Source organism: Pseudomonas sp. E1BtOHC1, assembly GCF_058744285.1.
On sequence record NZ_CP196023.1, the window covers coordinates 4,926,839 to 4,945,774 of the forward strand.

General features: G+C 59.3%; 13 protein-coding genes and 1 tRNA gene. 2 read left to right on the plus strand and 12 right to left on the minus strand.

What is annotated here, in order from left to right:
• Positions 1-41 precede the first annotated feature (41 nt).
• The 8 genes from ACSSVC_RS22165 to tssA all read right to left on the minus strand — a co-directional run bounded on the left by ACSSVC_RS22165 (position 42) and on the right by tssA (position 11,198).
• The gene (locus ACSSVC_RS22165; protein ID WP_492612581.1) at positions 42-1,559 is read right to left on the minus strand and encodes a sigma 54-interacting transcriptional regulator; all 1,518 of its coding nucleotides are present in this window, start codon (positions 1,557-1,559) and stop codon (positions 42-44) included.
• A 10-nt stretch (positions 1,560-1,569) separates the two neighbouring features.
• Positions 1,570-4,212 (minus strand): type VI secretion system ATPase TssH, encoded by a 2,643-nt coding sequence (tssH, locus tag ACSSVC_RS22170; RefSeq protein ID WP_492611380.1) that lies wholly within the window; start codon positions 4,210-4,212, stop codon positions 1,570-1,572.
• A 13-nt stretch (positions 4,213-4,225) separates the two neighbouring features.
• Positions 4,226-5,233: a type VI secretion system baseplate subunit TssG gene (tssG, locus tag ACSSVC_RS22175; protein WP_053152380.1), complete on the minus strand. Its 1,008-nt coding sequence runs from the start codon at positions 5,231-5,233 to the stop codon at positions 4,226-4,228.
• The gene (tssF, locus tag ACSSVC_RS22180; protein WP_053152382.1) at positions 5,197-6,984 is read right to left on the minus strand and encodes a type VI secretion system baseplate subunit TssF; all 1,788 of its coding nucleotides are present in this window, start codon (positions 6,982-6,984) and stop codon (positions 5,197-5,199) included. The genes tssG and tssF overlap by 37 nt, the downstream gene beginning before the upstream one ends.
• A 196-nt stretch (positions 6,985-7,180) precedes the next feature.
• Positions 7,181-7,588, minus strand: a complete 408-nt coding sequence (gene tssE / locus ACSSVC_RS22185) for a type VI secretion system baseplate subunit TssE (RefSeq protein WP_404937150.1) — start codon at positions 7,586-7,588, stop codon at positions 7,181-7,183.
• Positions 7,589-7,602: 14 nt separating this feature from the next.
• Complete coding sequence (tssC, locus tag ACSSVC_RS22190; RefSeq protein WP_053152386.1) at positions 7,603-9,078, minus strand: type VI secretion system contractile sheath large subunit; 1,476 nt, start codon at positions 9,076-9,078, stop codon at positions 7,603-7,605.
• Between the two features lie 26 nt (positions 9,079-9,104).
• Positions 9,105-9,608, minus strand: coding sequence for a type VI secretion system contractile sheath small subunit (tssB, locus tag ACSSVC_RS22195; protein WP_053152387.1), 504 nt, complete (start codon positions 9,606-9,608; stop codon positions 9,105-9,107).
• A 33-nt stretch (positions 9,609-9,641) separates the two neighbouring features.
• Entirely contained in the window at positions 9,642-11,198 is a 1,557-nt protein-coding gene (tssA, locus tag ACSSVC_RS22200; RefSeq protein ID WP_346636246.1) for a type VI secretion system protein TssA, read from the minus strand.
• 646 nt (positions 11,199-11,844) lie between these two features.
• Between tssA and ACSSVC_RS22205 the strand changes: the two genes are divergently transcribed.
• Together ACSSVC_RS22205 and ACSSVC_RS22210 are read left to right on the plus strand one after the other, a co-directional pair.
• Positions 11,845-12,534 (plus strand): DUF6531 domain-containing protein, encoded by a 690-nt coding sequence (locus ACSSVC_RS22205; RefSeq protein WP_492611381.1) that lies wholly within the window; start codon positions 11,845-11,847, stop codon positions 12,532-12,534.
• Positions 12,535-12,537: 3 nt separating this feature from the next.
• A complete protein-coding gene (locus ACSSVC_RS22210) occupies positions 12,538-15,375 on the plus strand; it encodes an RHS repeat-associated core domain-containing protein (RefSeq protein ID WP_492611382.1) in 2,838 nt (945 codons plus the stop codon).
• 153 nt (positions 15,376-15,528) lie between these two features.
• Here ACSSVC_RS22210 and ACSSVC_RS22215 read toward each other — a convergent pair.
• The 4 genes from ACSSVC_RS22215 to gacA form a co-directional block, all read right to left on the minus strand.
• A tRNA-Gly gene (locus ACSSVC_RS22215) sits at positions 15,529-15,604 on the minus strand.
• Positions 15,605-15,669: 65 nt separating this feature from the next.
• Positions 15,670-16,230: a CDP-diacylglycerol--glycerol-3-phosphate 3-phosphatidyltransferase gene (gene pgsA / locus ACSSVC_RS22220; RefSeq protein WP_346636244.1), complete on the minus strand. Its 561-nt coding sequence runs from the start codon at positions 16,228-16,230 to the stop codon at positions 15,670-15,672.
• Between the two features lie 32 nt (positions 16,231-16,262).
• Positions 16,263-18,086, minus strand: coding sequence for an excinuclease ABC subunit UvrC (uvrC, locus tag ACSSVC_RS22225; protein WP_492612582.1), 1,824 nt, complete (start codon positions 18,084-18,086; stop codon positions 16,263-16,265).
• A 1-nt stretch (position 18,087) separates the two neighbouring features.
• On the minus strand, positions 18,088-18,729 hold the full coding sequence (gene gacA, locus ACSSVC_RS22230) for a response regulator transcription factor GacA (protein WP_011061841.1): 642 nt from the start codon (positions 18,727-18,729) through the stop codon (positions 18,088-18,090).
• Positions 18,730-18,936: the final 207 nt, after the last annotated feature.

Sequence of the window (18,936 nt, forward strand, 5' to 3'; positions counted from 1 at the left end):
CGCCGAGAAGTACGAAAAACCAGCCAAGGCTCCATGTCTCGCTAGGCCTCAAAGTCGCCAAGATTGATATTCAGGCGCCCCAGGCGGTACAGCAGCGTGCGACGGGGCAATCCCAATTCCCGGGCCGCCAGGGTCTGATTGCCGTCGTTCTTGCGCAGGCAATCGAGCAACAGGTGGCGCTCGACGTTCTCCAGTTGCTCGCGCAGGTTCAGGCCCACCGCTTCAGGCATGACCTCGATGTTCAGGGAGAAATGCTCGACCATGAGCTCACCGCCTTCACAGAGCAGCACCGCACGCTCCACCAGCCCCTTGAGCTCGCGCACGTTGCCTGGAAAGGCATAACCGGACAGATGATTGAGGGCCGCCGGCGACCAGCTCAGCGGGTCCCGTTGCAGGAAGGCACAGGCCTTGTCGGCGAAATGCCGGGCCAGGTCGAGGATGTCATCCTCACGCTGGCGCAATGCCGGTAACTCGATCGGGAACTGAGCCAGACGGTAATACAGGTCCTCACGGAACTTGCCTTCGCCAACCAGCGCCGCCAGATCGCGGTGGGTGGCGGCGATGATGCGCACGTCGATGGTATGCGTGTCGTTGGAGCCCAGCGGGCGGATCTCGCCGTCCTGCAGCACCCGGAGCAACTTGGCTTGCAGGGACAGCGGCATGTCACCGATTTCGTCCAGCAACAGCGTGCCGCCATTGGCCGCATCAAACAGCCCGGGGCGATCGCGGTCAGCGCCCGTGAATGCACCCTTGCGATAACCGAACAACTCACTTTCCAGCAGGTTTTCCGGGAACGCCGCGCAGTTTTGCACCACAAATGCCTGGGAGCGACGCGGGCCGTAATCATGAATGGCGCGCGCCACCACTTCCTTGCCGGTGCCGGTTTCGCCACGCAGCAACACGGTGTAAGGGCTGTGCAGTACCTTGCTGATCAATTGATAGGTCTGGCGCATCACCGTACTGGTGCCGATCAGGCCATAGCCGCTGGTGATGACCTCGGGATGGAGGAGCGGCGCCTGCTCGCCCGCGGGGAGGTGCAAACGCTGGAGCAACGCCCATTGCCCAAGGACAAACGCCCCCAGCTGGCCCAACGACTGGGCAAAGGCTTGCAGGTCTTCCTGTTCCGCGCTGGCACACAGCAGCAAGCCTTGGACAGCCTGGCGCGAGTTGACCAGCGGTACGCATAACAGTGACTGCCACGCGATGCTGCGCACGGGCAGGAAGCTGGTGTCGTGGAGGCTGTGGTTCAGGCCCACCAGGCTCACCACCCGGTTCTGGCACAGGGCGAACTGCAGCAACTGCTCACCGCTGTAATCGCTCGGCAGGTTGATCACTTCCCGCGGTTGCACAAGGCCGCCGAGGCATTCGGCGCGCAGTTGCAGGCAGCTATGGGTGGCATCGAGCAGGTACAGCTGGCTCAGTTCACAACCACTGAGCTGCGCTGCCCCCCGCACAAAGTCTTCAAGCAACGCAGAGCCTTCCGAGGCCCGCGAGAGGCCGGAAAACTGCGCCAGCAGCGCCTCTGCATAGACCAGCGGTTGCGGCACCCGGGTGAACATGATGCCCACCTCAGGCGAACTCACAGGCCACGCCACCGCTGCTATCGAGCGTTGCGTACACACGTTTGAGGTTCTCGCCGCTGGCCATGGCCGCCAGCAGGCGGTCGGCCACCAACGGCAGGACGTGCAGGTCGAGCAAGTAGTCGATCAGGCGCGCACCGCTTTCGCTCTGAGTGCAGCGTTCGGCCAAGTGATCGACCAGCGCCTGGCAATGGCTGAAATCCAGCTGCCGAGCGTTCAGCCGCTCACCCAGCCGCCCCAGCTTGATTTCGATCAGTTCACGCAGCACCGGGCCACTCACCGGGTAGTAAGGCACCACGCGCATACGTGCCAGCAGCGCCGGTTTGAAATGCGTGTTCAATACCGGACGGATTGTCTGTTCCAGGGTGTCGACGCTTGGGCGCTCGGCGTTCTCGCACAGCGCACTGATCCGCTCGCTGCCCAGGTTCGAAGTCATCAGTATCAGCGTGTTGCGAAAATCGATCTCACGCCCCTCGCCATCGTTGGCCACGCCCTTGTCGAAGATCTGATAGAACAGGTTGAGCACATCCGGATCGGCTTTCTCGACTTCATCGAGCAGCACCACGGAGTACGGTTTTTGCCGCACCGCTTCGGTAAGCATGCCGCCTTCGCCATAGCCGACATAACCCGGCGGAGCGCCGATCAAGCGCGAAACAGTGTGTTTCTCCTGGAACTCGGACATGTTGATGGTGGTGATGAAACGCTCACCGCCATACAGCAGGTCTGCCAGGGCCAGGGCGGTTTCGGTCTTGCCCACACCGCTGGGGCCCACCAGGAGAAATACCCCGACCGGCGCGTCCGGTTTGTTCAGGCCTGCGGCCACGGCACGCATGGAACGATCCAGAACCTGCACCGCCTGGTCCTGACCGCGAATACGGGCACTCAGGTCAGTGGCAAAACTCGCCACCTTGGCGTTGTACTCACGGGCCAGTTGCGCCAGCGGTACACCGGTCCAGGCGCTGATGACTTCAGCCACCAGGCGTGGACAGACCTCGAAACTGACCAGCCGCTCCCGGGCTTGCGCGTCGCTCAGGGCGCGATGGGTGTCGTTGAGTGCCGACTCCAGCTCCCCCACGCCAGGTCCGCTTTGCACATCAGTCTCCAGGCTTGCATCCGGCGAGCCTTCGTTCTCCGGTGTCGAGCGCAGGATGCTGGCGTCACGGGCCTTGGCCAATTGCACGCGCAACTGCAGCACGCGCTCGGCCAATGTGCGTTGCTCGTGCCAGAGTGTTTCCAGGGCCTGCTGTTGCTCTGCGGCTTCGGCCAGTCGCGCTTCCAGGCTGTCCAGGGCCTCCTGGTCGATCTTCAATCCGGCTTCGGCATCGCGCCGCAGCGCCTGGCACTGACGCCGCCCTTCAGCGCTCTCGCCCCGCAGACGCTCCAGACGCTCAGGGGCCGCCGCAAGGCTGATGCGAACCCGGGCACAGGCGGTGTCGAGGACATCGACAGCCTTGTCCGGCAACTGACGTCCGGCGAGGTAGCGGGCTGATAGCTCGGCAGCGGCCACCACCGCGTCATCACGCAGGTAGATACCGTGGCTCTTCTCATAGACCTGAGCCAGACCTCGCAGAATGGTCACCGCCTCGGCAACGGTGGGTTCGTGCAATTGCACGGGTTGGAAACGGCGGGCCAGGGCCGGATCTTTCTCGAAGTATTTTTTGTATTCGGTCCAGGTGGTGGCCGCAATGGTACGTAGCTCACCGCGGGCCAGGGCCGGCTTGAGCAGGTTGGCCGCATCGGAGCCTCCGGCATTGCCGCCTGCGCCGATCAGGGTGTGAGCCTCATCGATGAACAGAATGATCGGCTTGGGCGAGGCTTTGACCTCGTCAATCACCCCTTTCAGGCGACGCTCGAATTCACCTTTGACGCTGGCGCCCGCTTGCAGCAGCCCCATGTCCAGAGAGAGCAGCTCAATGTCCTTGAGCACGGGCGGTACTTCTCCGGCGGCAATGCGCGAGGCCAGGCCTTCGACGACTGCGGTTTTCCCGACGCCGGCCTCACCGACCACAATCGGGTTGTTCTTGCGGCGACGGGCGAGGATGTCGACCATCTGCCGGATCGCATCATCGCGGCACAGCACCGGGTCGAGTTGGCCGTCTCGCGCCTGTTGGGTGAGGTTATGAGTGAAGCGCTGCAACAGCGACTCCCCCGCTGCCGCCGGCCCGCCGCCGGAGGTTCGTTCCTGTTGTGACAGGGCAAAATCCTTCAGGCGTTCGATGTCCAGTTTCGCCAACAACGGCTGGTAGCGACTGCCGGCATAACGCATCGGGTTGCGCAGCAAGGCCAGAATCAAGGCCGCCTGCTCGACCTGGCTTTGACCCAGTTCAAGATTGGCCACCAGTAACGCGTCCTGCAGCCACTGCACCAGTTCCGGAGCGAACACCGGGCTGCGTGAGCCGCTATCGCCGACTTGCGATTGCAATGCCTCGGTCAACTCGCCGGCATCAACTTGCGCGTCCTGCAACGCCCGGGCAAGCAAACCCTGGGGGCGCTCCAGCAAACCCAGCAGCAGGTCTTCGACCAGCACCTTGTTGCCGCCACGGGCGACACAGCGTTCAGCGGAGCGCTCCAGGTCGCGGCGGGTTTCAGCGTCCAGTGCCTGGATAAGTTGTTGCAGGTCTAGGTTGATCATGGGTCATCTGTCCTTAATGAATTTTGCTGCCCAAGGTCACCACGCCGTCGGCCTTTTCATGACCGAGCCAACTGGTCCACCCCAGACGACAGGTGTTCTGTTCGCCGATGCACAGTTCGCGGATTTCCTCCTGGCGCAGCACCAGGCGAATGTCGTAGTTCAGCGGGTCGCGCAGGGTGAATCGCACCAACGCGCACAGCGGCTGGTAACCGAAACCGATCGGCAGGAACTCGTGGAAACGTTGCCAGTCGAGCTGACTGATATGAATGCGAAACTTGCCGCTGCGGTCGCGTACCCGCTCGCCCAGTACCAGGTCCTCACCGAGCAGGCTGTTGGCCTGCCCCAGGCAGTTGCGCTGTTCGTCGAGAATCTCTACCCGGCGCTCGATGCACTGCTCGATCACCAGATCGGCGTGTTTGAAGTAATAGCGCAGCACCGCCTCGATCAGGGCGGCCGAGTGGGCGCGCAAGCTGAGCAATCCGAGGTAAGGCAGCAAGCGTTTCCAATTCAGTTCCTGGGCCTTGCGGATGTCTTCGCCACCCAGGCCGATCAAGGCAAACAACTGAGCTGAAAACGGGTCCAGGGCACCGCTCTTGAAGCTGGCGCGGTAGCGATATTTACTCCAGATCGGCAGCATCAGGCGTTGCAGGCGGTGATGGAACAGATCGAGGAAGTTGCGCGTGGGGTTGCCCTCTTCGCTATCGCCCAGGGCCTGCTCGCCATAGAACGCTGGCAAGGGCGAGCCCGCGCCGAACAACCCGATCAGGTTGAAACGCAAACGCGCACGCATCTGACCGCACTCTTCGAAAAACTCCACGCGATCGACATCGCTGCCAGGGAAACCCAGGCTCGGATTGGCCTGGAACTCCAGCTGATCGTAGAGTTCCTCGTCGCTCAGGTGCGGGTGGGCATCGCGCAAGCGATCGACGACCAACAGTACGGCCTGAAACAGCGAATACTCTCGTATTACCGTGCTCAGTCGGCTTAAAGCAGGGGCTGCAGCCCCATGCGTGGTGCCCATTTGTACACCTCTCCCTGTGTACTTTTTACCCGCAGCTCGTGGTAGGAATTGAGACTGGCGTAAAGAGCAAAAAACTCGTTAAGAACCGACGCGAAAACGAACAGGTCGCCTTCACCGATATAGCCTTGGGGATCGATGCTCAGCTCGGTGCGCAACCCGCGCAGCGGCAGACCTCGGTGCAGGCGATCAACGTGCTCGTGACGAATCGACTTGAGCCCGCCCAGCAAACGCTTGCTGACCTTCTCCAGGTGCTGGTCGTAGTAGCGTGGCAAGTCGTAGGTTTCGAGGATGACCTTCAACGCATCAACGTTGGCCAACGACAGATAGTTGAGCGACATGTTGCTGATGAGCTTCCACAAAAAATCGCGGTTCAACGGCGGTGCGTAGCTCGACGTGACCGGCGTGATATTGCGGAAACTGAGGAACTCCGGGGTTTCCTCGCACAACTGGTTGATGTCGCCGAGCTTGAGCCGGCGCGGCAGGTTCTGGTTAGTGCACGTCAGCTCGATCGACAGGGTTTCCTGAGCATCGGTGTGACGGATACCGAAGCTCAGGTAGGTGTCGAGGCCGTCGTGCAGCAGTGATGAGCGCTGGCGAATGCTGTAGTGCGGACGGCTGTGGGGCACGTCGAAACTCGGATCATGCTCGAACGACTCGAAGGGTACATACGCCTGATAACCCAGGCCGCCCGGCTTCCAGCCGGTGACGCTTTCAATGGAAAACACGCCGCAATGTTCCAGTTCGTACTTGGCCGGCAGCAGCAGGTACTCGTCCTGCTTGCCGTCGAGACGAATCGGCAAGGCATCGTGCTTGAACAGATTGACGATAGGTGTGCAGTAGAGCTTCACGTTGTCCAGGGTCGGACGCAGACGTTGTACCCCACTGTTGCGAATATCGAAGCGCAACTCCAGGCCGTGCATGCGCTGGAGAACGTCTTGTGGCAGCCTCTGCAGCAGATCCAGGCCACTGAGGTCGACGAACAGGAACTTGTCCTGGAAGGCAAAATACTCCTGCAAGTAGCGATAACCGCGGAAGGTATTCAGCGGGTACGGGATCAGCGCTTCCTCTTCAGCAAAGCCCACGGGCTGTACAAGGTTGCCCGGTATCTTGAAGGACATCCCGCTGCCGTTGGCCCCGGCAAGCGGCTCGCCACCCGCCCCCAGCGGCACCAGTTCGATGCCCTCAAGGTTGCGCAGCAGGCTGAGGTAAAGCATCTGACTGATGTAGCGCTCACCGGCCAAGTGCAGGCGCAGGCGTTGCAGGTTCAGTTCACCGAAATGACCGTCGCAACTCATTTCCAGGCGCAGGCTCAACAGTGCACCATCGCCCTTGACCGAGTAGCTCAATGCCGTCAGGTCCAGAGGCAGCACCTCGGTCGGATAGCAGGTGCGAAAGCGACAGCTGACATCATCGATGGGCTGGCTCTCTACCGGCGTATCTCGCGGTATTCGCTGGGCAGGTCCGGACTGCTGCAGGGGGTCGAACTGCAAGATGCTGAACGCCGGCAATGGCCGCATGTAGTTCGGCCACAGCAGATGCATCAGCGAGTGGCTCAGCTCGGGCAGCTCATCATCGAGCTTCTGGCGCAGACGCCCCGTCAGAAACGCAAACCCTTCGAGCAGGCGCTCCACATCCGGGTCTCGTCCGGCCTGCCCGAGAAAGGGGGCCAGGGCCGGACTGCGCTCGGCGAAGCGACGGCCCAGCTGGCGCAGCGCGGTAAGCTCACTTTGGTAATAGTGGTTAAAGGACATGGGCTCAGTGCCTGGTAGTAGGAGTCATGGATCACTTCGGTGGAACGCGTTGCCGGTACCCGTGCCGCATTACCCCGCGCGCCAGAGGTCCCTGCTGTGTTCGCGACGCGTACGGGATCGCCAACAAAGGTCGTGGCCTGGGCAGTCAAAAGACCGGCTGGCGCAGACCGCATGGTTTCCTGTCATCGTCGTCTCCTTAACTGACCTTGACCTGTCCACTGCCATCCAGGCAGGCGGAAAAACTGACCTGACGCTTGATCCCTTCCACCTCAAGCAAGCCTTCAATACTGAACGCCAGCTTGAGCGGGTCATGATCACGCGGCAGAGAAACGACACGCACCTGACTGAGCCGCGGCTCGTAGGCTTCGATGAAATGCTCGATGGCCAACCGGGCCTGGCTCAGGGCATCGTGCAAGCTCAAGCGCATGTCGTTGAGATCGGGCAACCCGTAGTCGGACAGCGTTTGCACGCTCCCCGCTCGGGTGCTGAGCATCTTGCCCAGATGGGCAGCCACCGATGCCATCGCGCTTACCTCGCGGCTCCAGCCGACGCGCTGGCCGGCCTCGGCACTCAGGCGTTCGAAAAGGCTGCCGTATCCGTTCATGGCCTGACTCCCGGTTACTCTTTGTCCAGCTTGCCAACCAGAGAAAGCGTGAAGTCGGCCCCCATGTACTTGAAGTGCGGGCGTACGTTCAGACTGACGCGATACCAGCCCGGCTCGCCTTCCACATCGCTGACGATGATCTGCGCAGCGCGCAGCGGACGACGGCCACGGACTTCGGCACTGGGGTTTTCCTGGTCAGCCACGTACTGACGGATCCATTTATTGAGCTCCAGCTCAAGATCGGTACGCTCCTTCCATGAGCCAAGCTGTTCACGCTGCAGCACTTTGAGGTAATGGGCCAGGCGGTTGACGATCATCATGTAAGGCAGTTGCGTACCGAGCTTGTAGTTCAGCTCCGCGGTCTTGCCTTCGGCGCTGATGCCAAAGAACTTCGGCTTCTGTACCGAGTTGGCAGAGAAGAACGCTGCGTTGTCACTGCCCTTGCGCATGGTCAAGGAGATGAAGCCCTCCTCGGCCAATTCGTACTCGCGACGATCTGAAACCAGCACTTCAGTCGGGATCTTGGTTTCGATTTCGCCCATGCTTTCGAAATGGTGCAACGGCAAGTCTTCCACTGCGCCACCGCTCTGCGGACCGATGATGTTCGGGCACCAGCGGAACTTGGCGAAGCTGTCGGTCAGTTTGGTGCCGAACGCATACGCGGTATTGCCCCACAGGTAGTGCTCGTGGTTGTTGGCAACGGTTTCCTTGTAGACGAAGGACTTGACCGGGTTCTCTTCCGGATCATAGGGATTGCGCAGCAGGAAACGCGGCAAGGTCAGGGCGATGTAGCGCGAGTCTTCCGATTGGCGAAAGCTCTGCCACTTGGCAAATTGCGGGCCTTCGAAATGATCCTTCAGATCCTTCAGGTCCGGCAGGCCGGTGAAGCTTTCCAGGCCGAAGAAGTTCGGACCTGCCGCGGCAACGAACGGCGCATGGGACATGCAGGCAACGCTGGAGACGTACTGCATCAACTTCACGTCGGGAGAGCTGGGCGACATGAAGTAGTTGGCGATGATTGCGCCTACTGGCTGGCCACCGAACTGACCGTACTCAGCGGTGTAGATGTGTTTGTAAAGACCGGCCTGCATCACTTCCGGCGAATCTTCGAAGTCGTCCAGCAGGTCCTGCTTGGAGACGTTGAGGATTTCTATCTTGATGTTTTCACGGAAATTGGTGCGTTCCACCAGCAACTGCAGCCCCCGCCAGGCAGACTCCAGCGACTGGAAGTCCTCGTGGTGGAGAATCTCATCCATCTGCTGGCTGAGCTTGGCATCGATCTCGGCAATCATGCGATCGACCATAGCCTTCTTGACCGGCTCGCCACTGTTCTGCGGCTTGAGCAACTCCTCGATGAAGGCTGATACACCGCGCTTGGCGATGTCATAGGCTTCGTCGTTCGGAGTCAGACGGGTTTCGGCGATGATGCCGTCGAGAATGCTGTACTCGCTGCTCTCGTTGCTTTGGTGTTGCGCGGCACGGGTAGTCATGTGTTGTGGCTTCCTTGTCTGATGGGTCAGGCGTCTGGGGCGGCGGCGTTCAAGCCCAGTTCACCGAGCACGCGAACGCGGGATTCGTCGTCGGCGAGAACGCCTTCGATGGCTTTGCGGAACGCAGGGGCATTACCCAGCGGCCCCTTGAGTGCCACCAGGGCATCGCGCAGTTCCATCAGTTTTTTCAGCTCGGGCACCTGCTCTACCAGGCTGGCCGGGTTGAAGTCCTTCATCGAGCTGACCCGCAGACTGACCGCCAGCTCATCAGCGTCACTGCCCTCCTGAAGGCGGTTAGGCACGCTCAGCGTCAGGCTCAGTTCCTGCTTGGCCAAGACTTCGTCGAAGGTCATCTTGTCGATACTGATCGGCTTGCGATCTTCTACCTTGCGCTCGTCCGAGCGCTGGGTGTAATCGCCGATCGCCAACAGTTTCAGTGGTAGCTCAATTTCCTCCTGAGCTCCGCCAGTCGCGGGTTTGAAGGTGACGTTGATGCGTTCCTTAGGGGCTACAGAGCCTTCTTTGGCCATGGGTTCTTTCCTTGCGATTGTCGGCCCGTGGGCCTATTCGAGTACCACCTCGAGGTCGAGATGGCACAGCCTGCGATAAATCTCTTCCTTGCGTTCTCGCACTGCGTGGTTCTGCGGCAACAACTCACAGCAGCTATGCAGGAGGTGCAGCACTTCCAACGCAAGATCCGGCTCCCAGGCGTGCAAGCCTGAGTTCTGCAATTCTTGGTCAAGGGTTTCCAGCTGGGTCTTGGCCAGCTCGTACTTCTTGGCGATGAAACACAGCCGGGCCAGGCTGAAATGCCAGAAGAACCTCACGCGACCGCCACGCGCACTCTGCAAGCCGGGCTTGAGCACCTGCACAGCCGCCTTGAGGCCATCCTTGCGCAGGATCGGCAAGACCTCTTCCAGGGCTTGCTCCCAAATCGGCTGGCTGGAACTGGCTTCGACCTGGCGCGGCGCGCTGGTGGCGGATAGGTGAGGCATGACATGGGCGCTGATCCAGCTTCGGGTGGCCGGATCGGCGAAGGGGGTGCCGTCGTGAAAACGCAGCTCGACCACTCCCGGCAGACGCTGCAGCAAGAGCGCAAAGTGAAACTCGACTTCACGCATGGCCTGGTCGGCGTTCAACTCTTGCAAGCACTCCCAGACCAGGCGCTGCCCGTCGAACCAAAAGGGCGCCCTCGACAGGCTGGCTTCGAGCTCCAGCAACAAATCGGCGAACTGACCGCCGGCAAAGCGTTCCTGGTAATTATTGAGCTTGTCCCCTGGCAGCCCTCGCAATGCCGTGACCTGTTCAGCGTTACGCTCAGGGACAGTATCGATGGGCAACCACAGCATGGTGCGGTTCAGGCGCAGGGAACGCACATCGGTAGCCTTCTGCTTGAGCCACCAGGCGCACAGAGGTCGAGCATGTTCCTGCAGCGCACGCAGGACCCTCTGGGCATCCTTTTCGTTATCGATCGAAGAAGCCGATGAGAAGAGCTGGGTCGCGGCCTGCTTGACCTGTGCTACCACGGTGCCGACGGCGCCGGGCTCCGGCTGATGCTCGACGGCACGCTGGATCATGCTCGACAGGCGCCGACAGATGGGCAGCAACAAGGGGGCATCATCGCCAAGATGCTGGGTCAGTGCAGCATCAAGTTTTTCCAGATTCAGCACCAATCGACGGAACAGCGGCAACTGTTCCTTGATCGCGATACTTTCGCTTAACGCCTGCTCCAGTCGTGGCACCAGCCAACTGATGGCGGCACCACGGGTACGCGGTTTATTGGGATGGACAACGACCCAATGCTGTTCACACAAGTACTGCAAGAGGCCGGAACCCGCCAGCAATCCCGCGAAGGACTCACGCTGATACAGCGCCCAAGTGAGCCAGGCCGCCACCCGCAGATCCTTGGACTGCACGCGTAACAGGGTTTCACTGTTTTCAAGAACTTTCAGCCAGTCGATCTGACCGCTTTCATGCATGGACTGGGCTTTGCCCAACTCGTTTTCAAGGGCTTCATACTCAGTCGAAAAACGAACATCCGCGCCCGCAAAACTCTCTTTGGAAATAGAGGTTTTAGCGACTTCAAGATAATGAGCAGACAGTTTATTTGAGTGGTTCATCCATGACCTATTTAAAGCTTTGCCGCAAAGCAGGCGGCTAATGCTTTAAAAATATACCCCCTAAGCCAGAAGCATTAATTTAAGAAAAATCCTAAATTCACGAGAATAATTCCCTGACTAATTCGGTTTTTCCTAAAAACGCACACTGCACCGGTTTTTTGTTTCTAGATGACTCGTTCACGCCGTGTGACCGCGACTTATTGTCACAGATCAATGTCTCAACTTACTATGTTGCATGAGCAAGCAACATCGAGCCGGCACGATCTCATTCAGCCATTGGCGCATCGAGAGACAAATAAAATTAACTGATAATTATCAAAAACATAATGCACTTATTTAGAAATAAACATTAAAAACAGTCTCCTTTCGAGGTCGCACCCAATGAAAGGAACACCGGCATAAAGGTGTAAACCCTCGCAGTAGGCGGCACAACAGATCACCCAAAAATTGAAACTTTTCAGCAATCACTCTCCACATTAAAAATAAGCCAGACGTTATCCATGCAAGTTTCGGACTTTTCTTATATCGATCAGTTGCGAATTAAGTACAACCTCTTTGCCGCCATACAATTTTTTCTGATTTTGGATTCACCACACACTCAGAAAAACAGACGTATTTAAACAAAGAACTCAGGGAGGGATAGTCAGTGCCGTTAAGGGATTCGTTCCTCAAGGAGTTGACCCTCCCACTGCTTCAGCGGATAAACACCGACGCGCCGGTTCAGGGTAAACAAGGCCAATCCCGGCAAGGGCCGGCCACCCAGGACCCATCCCCGCAAAAGGCCGGAACCTGCACCGGCAGCTGCGCCAGCATCAGTTTTGCCATGGGCAGCGAGATCATTTCCCATACCGATTTCACCTTGCCCGGCCCCTTCCCCATCGACTGGACCCGGACTTACCGCTCCAGTCTGGGCGCCTATGACCAAAGCGAACTGGGCGCACGCTGGATCACACCCTTCACCACACGCCTGGACCTGATTGGCGACGGTTTGCGCTACCACGCGGCCGATGGGCGCAGCTTCGACTACCCACTGCCCAAGGTGGGTGAGGCCCACGATGATCGAGTGGAAAACCTCACGCTGATTCGCATCAGCGATGTGCAAATTGCCCTATGTCGCGGCCTCGATCGGCGGGAAACCTATCGCCGCGATGGCGAGCGTTTTTTGCTCGTGCAAATCGAACTGCGTGGCGGTGCCGGCATGCTGCTGGGCTATGAACACCGCATGGGTAAAAAGGCTGTGCTGTCCGACTTGATGACCTATCAGGACGAGCCCGGTCAGGTTCATACCCACCTCGGCACACTGGTGGATGAAGACGGGCGCATTACTGGCTTGTAGCTGATGGGTGAAAAAGAACCCCAGCGTCGCCTGAGTCTTTATCAATACGATGCCGCCGGGGACCTGATCCTCGCCCAGGACGAGAACGCCGCCACCTGGACCTATCAGTACCAGCACCACCTGGTGACCCGCTACACCGATCGCAGCGGACGCGGCATGAATCTGCGCTGGCAAGGCGAAGGCCCCGATGCTCGCGCCGTCCATGAATGGGCCGACGATGGCAGTTTCGAAACGCGCCTGGAGTGGGACCGCAATATCCGTCTGACCTATGTCACCGACGCCAATGGCCACGAAACCTGGCACTACTACGACAGCCTCGGCTACCCCTATCGCGTTCTACACCCGGACGGTCTTTCGGAATGGTTCTTCCGCGACGATGCCAAGAACGTCGTGCGTCATGTGCATACCGACGGTAGCGAGGATCGCTACGCCTATGACGAACGCGGGGGCAACCTGCTTGAACATACGCAAGCCGATGGCAACACCCTGCACTACGCCTGGGATGCCCAGGACCAACTGATCAAGATCAGCGACGCCGAAGGCGGTCAATGGAGCCGTGACTACGACTTGCGCGGCAACCTCACCGAGGCCGTCGACCCCCTCGGCAACAAGACCGAATACCAGTACAACCAGATGGGCCTGCCCACTGCCATTACCGATGCCAATGGCAATGAAAAAAAGCTGAAGTACAACGACAGCGGGCAGCTCACCGACTATGTCGACTGTTCCGGCAAAGCCAGCGCCTGGGAATACGATGCCCGTGGTCAACTGATCTGTTTCACCGACGCCCTGGGGCAAAAAACCAGCTACCACTATGACGCCGGCCAGTTGGCCGTCATTGTTCATCCCGACAAGACCGAGGAACGCTTTGAGCGCGATGCCGAGGGCCGACTACTCGGTCATATCGACGCCCTGGGCCAAGCCACTTCCTGGTCCTACAGCGAAGCGGGACTGTTGAGCGAACGCATCGATGCCGCCGGACACAAGCTGCGTTATCAATGGGACCGGCTCGGGCAACTGCAGCGCCTGCAAAACGAAAACGAGCAATACACCACCTTCGTTTATGACCCGGTCGGTCGCCTGCTTAAAGAAACAGGTTTCGACGGGCACAGCACCCGCTATGAATACGCCCCTGAAACAGGCCGTCTCGCCCGGACCATCGATGGCCAGCGTGTCATCAGCCTCGAGTTCGACCCCATGGGCCGACTGACCGAACGCCGGGCCAGCCTCAGTATTGAAGGCGCCGACTCTTCGAGAGCCAAGGAGCAGCTTGAACGCTATGCCTACGATGGCAATGGCCACCTGCTGCTGGCCAGCAACAACGACAGCAAGTTGCAGTTCTTCCACGATGCCGCCGGCAACCTGACACGCGAACATCAGCACTACAGCTGCCTGAAACAACCCCAGGTCGCGGTCTGGCAGCACCAGTACGACGCCCTCAACCAGCGCATCGCCACCGTCCGCCCTGATGGCCACAAGGTCAGTTGGTTGACCTATGGCAGCGGGCACCTGCTCGGCATGCGCCTGGACGCGCATGAACTACTGGCCTACGAACGCGACGACCTGCACCGCGAAGTTGCCCGACACCAGGGCAACCATCTGCTCCAGACGCAAAAATGGGACCCGCTCGGGCGACTCCAAGAACAGTTGCTGGGCAGTGGCGACGGCAAGAGCACATTGATCAAACGCGGTTATCAATACGACGCTATCGGCCAACTGCTGCAAATCGACGACAGCCGCCGCGGTACGCTGAGCTATCAATACGACCCAGTGGGCCGCCTGCTCGGGGCAACGTCGCGCCTGGGGCAAGAGACCTTTGCCTTCGACCCCGCCAGCAACCTCCTCGACCCCAAAACAGCGGACCTTCCACAACGCGGCCTGCCCCGCAGACGCCTGCTGGACAACCTGCTGCGCGAGTACGCCGGCACCCACTACCAGTACGACGACCAGGGCAATCTTTCCCAACGCCTGCGCGATGGCCAGCGCAGCCATTTCACCTGGGACCTGTTCGACCGCCTGGTGAGCTACCGCGACGACCGTCTACAAGCGAACTATGCCTACGATGCCCTCGGCCGACGCCTCTACAAACAGACCGAGGCCCACTACAGGGATCGGCCTAAAGCCGGCTCCGAGTTCAATCGCCTAGAGCGCCGCAAACGCAACAGCCAAGCCGGTTGCGGCGTGACGCTATACGGCTGGGATGGCGATACCCTTGCCTGGGAAAGCCGGGCTCCGGACCATATCGGAGAAGGCGCACGCACCACCCACTACTTCTATGAGCCGGGCAGTTTTGTACCGGTGGCCCAGGCGATAACCCATCAGTTCATTTATCTGATTCCTGAGCCCGAATACGGCGCCTTTTACCAACTGGACCATGACCCGCTTTGGGCCAATGCACCAGAACCCAATCAGATCGTTGCGCTGGCCTGGTATCAGTGCGACCACCTGGGAACACCACAAGAGTTGACGGATCAGAGGGGAGAAGTGATCTGGAGCGCGCAGTACAGGGCTTGGGGTGGGATCAAAGAGCTACATTCGGATACCGCTCGGCAGCAAGAGATTACCAACCCGATCAGGTTCCAGGGGCAGTATCAGGATCATGAGACGGGACTGCATTACAACCGGTACAGGCACTATGATCCGGAGTTGGGGCGGTTTGTTAGTCGAGATCCGATTGGGTACGCGGGCGGACTCAACGTCTTCCAGTACGTGCCGAACCCCGTGGGCTGGATTGATCCGCTTGGCTTACTGAAGAAGCGTCGCGTCGCGTCCCACCACACATTTCACAACAGAAACAGGCCAGGCATGTTTTGGGTGAGCCACAGTATGACAATCGTGTAAAGCAAGGTTGAGCGTTTTGGGAGATGCCCCATTCCGGACTTTAAAGCGCTGGATGGTGCTGAATCACTGCGGAACCCACAGAAACGCAAAAAGGACCCGAAGGTCCTTTTTGCGATCGCTGCATAATTCATTCGAACTCTACAGCGCTATGTTTGGAGCGGGAAACGAGACTCGAACTCGCGACCCCGACCTTGGCAAGGTCGTGCTCTACCAACTGAGCTATTCCCGCATCGTCTTGGTGTTGCGCATTCTATAGAAATCCGAATGCGCGTCAAGCCCTTGATTCAAAAATACTTATTTTTTCTCGTTGTCGATTTTCAGATGCGGCCATGCAGCCCGCAGATACTGCAACATCGACCACAAAGTCAGGCCCGCCGCTACCAGCAGCAAGGCATAGCCTACCAAGACCCAGAAGCTGAAGTCCGAAGGGTTGGCCAGGAGGATCACCAGCGCCAGCATCTGCGCCGCTGTTTTCCATTTGCCCATGTTGGACACTGCCACCTGGGCCCGGGCGCCAAGTTCAGCCATCCATTCGCGCAGTGCCGAGACAACGATCTCGCGACCGATGATCACGGCAGCCGGCAAGGTCAGCCACAGGTTGCCGTGCTCTTGCACCAGCAGCACCAGGGCCACCGCCACCATCAGCTTGTCGGCCACAGGGTCGAGGAACGCGCCAAACGGCGTGCTCTGCTCCAGGCGTCGTGCCAGGTAGCCATCCAACCAGTCAGTGGCAGCCGCGAAGGCAAAGACTGAACTGGCCGCCATGTAGCTCCAGCTATAGGGCAAATAGAACAGCAATATGAAAATCGGTATGAGCAGGACGCGTAGAACGGTGATCAGATTAGGGATATTCATCGGCACAACTGGCTACGAGGTGATTGGGCATTCTACTCGCTGTGCAGGTTTGCATAAATCAACTCTGCGAGCTTTTTACTGATTCCCGGTGCTTTGGCTATCTCGTCGATGCTGGCACGAGACAGTTCTTGCAATCCACCAAAATGTTTAAGAAGGTCCCGCCGACGCTTCGGACCGACGCCCGCCACCCCTTCCAGGGTCGAGGTACGCCGGGTCTTGCCACGTCGGGCACGGTGACCGGTGATCGCGAAGCGGTGAGCCTCATCGCGGATTTGCTGAATCAGGTGCAACGCCGGCGAGTCGCCCTTCAGGGTGAACTCATGGGCGGCGTCATTCAGGTACAAAGTCTCGAAACCGGCCTTGCGGGTCGCCCCCTTGGCCACGCCGAGGAGGATCAGGTCCGGTACCGCCAGTTCGTTGAGCACGTCGCGAGCCATGGACAGTTGCCCCTTGCCGCCATCCACCAGAAGGATATCCGGCAGCTTGCCTTCGCCTTCCTTGAGCTTGCTGAAGCGGCGGGTCAGCGCCTGATGCATGGCGGCATAGTCGTCGCCAGCGGTGACACCTTCAATGTTGTATCGGCGGTAATCGGATTTCAGCGGCCCTTCTGGCCCGAAGACCACGCAAGAAGCCACAGTAGCCTCGCCACTGGAGTGGCTGATGTCGTAACACTCCAGGCGCTGAGGCGGCTCGTCCAGATTCAGGACTTCAGCCAGGGCTTCAAAGCGCGCTGCTACGTGCTGGCGGTTGGCCAAGCGTGCACTCAGCGCCTGTTCGGCATTGGTCACCGCCAGTTGCTGCCAGCGGGCACGGGTGCCACGGACCCGGTGACTGATGCTCAGCTCGCGGCCCCGCAGTTCGTCGATGGCGGCGATCAGGATCGGGAAGTCTTCGTGCACCACGTTGACGATCAACTCCGCAGGCAGATCGCGCTCAGGGCTGCTGACAAAATACTGGCCGAGAAAGGCCGACATGACTTGCGCCACGTCTTCCTCGATGCCCACCTGGGGAAAGAAGTTCTTGCTACCCAGCACCCGACCGCCACGCACGCTGATCAGGTGCACGCAGGCGCCGCCCGGGTTGACGAAGGCCGCGACTACATCCACATCACCCGTGCCGCCTTCCATGCTTTGCTGGTCCTGGACCCGGCGCAGCAGGGAAATCTGATCTCGCAGCTCGGCGGCCTTTTCGAAATCCAGGGTGCCGGCGGCCGCTTCCATGGCACTGGAAAGTTCGTCGGTCAGGGCATTGCTGCGCCCCTCCAGGAACATTACCGAGTGGCGCACGTCGTCGGCATAGACCTCAGGCTCCACCAGGCCGACGCAAGGCGCCTTGCAGCGCTTGATCTGGTACTGCAGGCAGGGCCGCGTGCGGTTCTTGTAATAGCTGTCCTCGCACTGGCGGACCATGAAGGTCTTCTGCAACAGGCTGAGGCTTTCACGAATGGCGCCGGCACTGGGGTATGGCCCGAAATATTTGCCCTTCTGCTTCTTCGCCCCACGATGAATGCTGAAACGCGGAAAATCGCCGTCCGAAAGAAACACATAGGGATAGGACTTATCGTCGCGCAGAAGAATGTTGTAGGGCGGCCGCCACTCCTTGATCAGCGTCTGCTCCAGCAGCAGTGCTTCGGTCTCGTTGGCGGTAATGGTGGTTTCGATCTGCGCGATGCGCGCCACCAGGGCTGCGGTCTTCGGTGCCTGGCCGGTCTTGCGGAAATAGCTGGACAGCCGGTTTTTCAGATTCTTGGCTTTACCCACGTAAAGCAGGCGTGCATCGCTGTCGAACATGCGATACACGCCGGGGCGGCCACTGCAGGTAGAAAGAAAAGCACTGGGATCAAACAGGTCAGTCATTTCAGAGGCTGGCATCAACCATGCCATGACGAACCGCCAGCAGCGTCAACTCGACATCACTACTGATCGACAGTTTCTCGAAGATACGATAGCGGTAGGTGTTCACGGTTTTCGGCGACAGGCACAACTTGTCGGAGATGATCTGCACCTTTTGGCAGCCGACAATCATCAGCGCAATCTGAATTTCCCGCTCCGACAAGGCATCGAACGGGGAATCGCTGGAAGGCTGGAATGATTTGAACACCAGTTGCTGAGCAATCTGCGGGCTGATGTAACGCTGACCGGCAAAAACCAGGCGAATGGCCTGGACCATTTCATTGAGGCCCGCGCCCTTGGTCAGGTAGCCCGCCGCTCCGGCCTGTAGCAACCGAGTCGGAAACGGATCTTCCTCGCAGACAGTCACTGCCACGACCTTGATGTCCGGATGACTGCGCAGCAATTTGCGCGTGGCTTCGAGGCCGCCGATCCCGGGCATCTTTACGTCCATCAGGACCACATCGGGCTTCAACTCCCGAGCCTTGAGCAGGGATTCTTCCCCTGACTCCGCCTGCCCGACTACTTGCAGGCCATCGATGTCAGCCAACATTCGTGTAATGCCCGTACGAACGAGATCATGGTCATCGACTACTAGCACCCTAATCAAGCAGACACCTCGCGATTTGGTCTTTATAGGTTGCCGGATACCTTAGCAAAAAAGCGACGTACAAACCTAATCACAAGCGCTATATAAAAAACATCAGCACGCGATAAGAGACGCCGCCGGCCAGATGCAAGAAAGCGCTCTGGCTTCAGGGCTCGGCGATCTGTGGCTTTTTGCGCAGGCTCTGGGTCTGCGACAACTCGCCAGGGT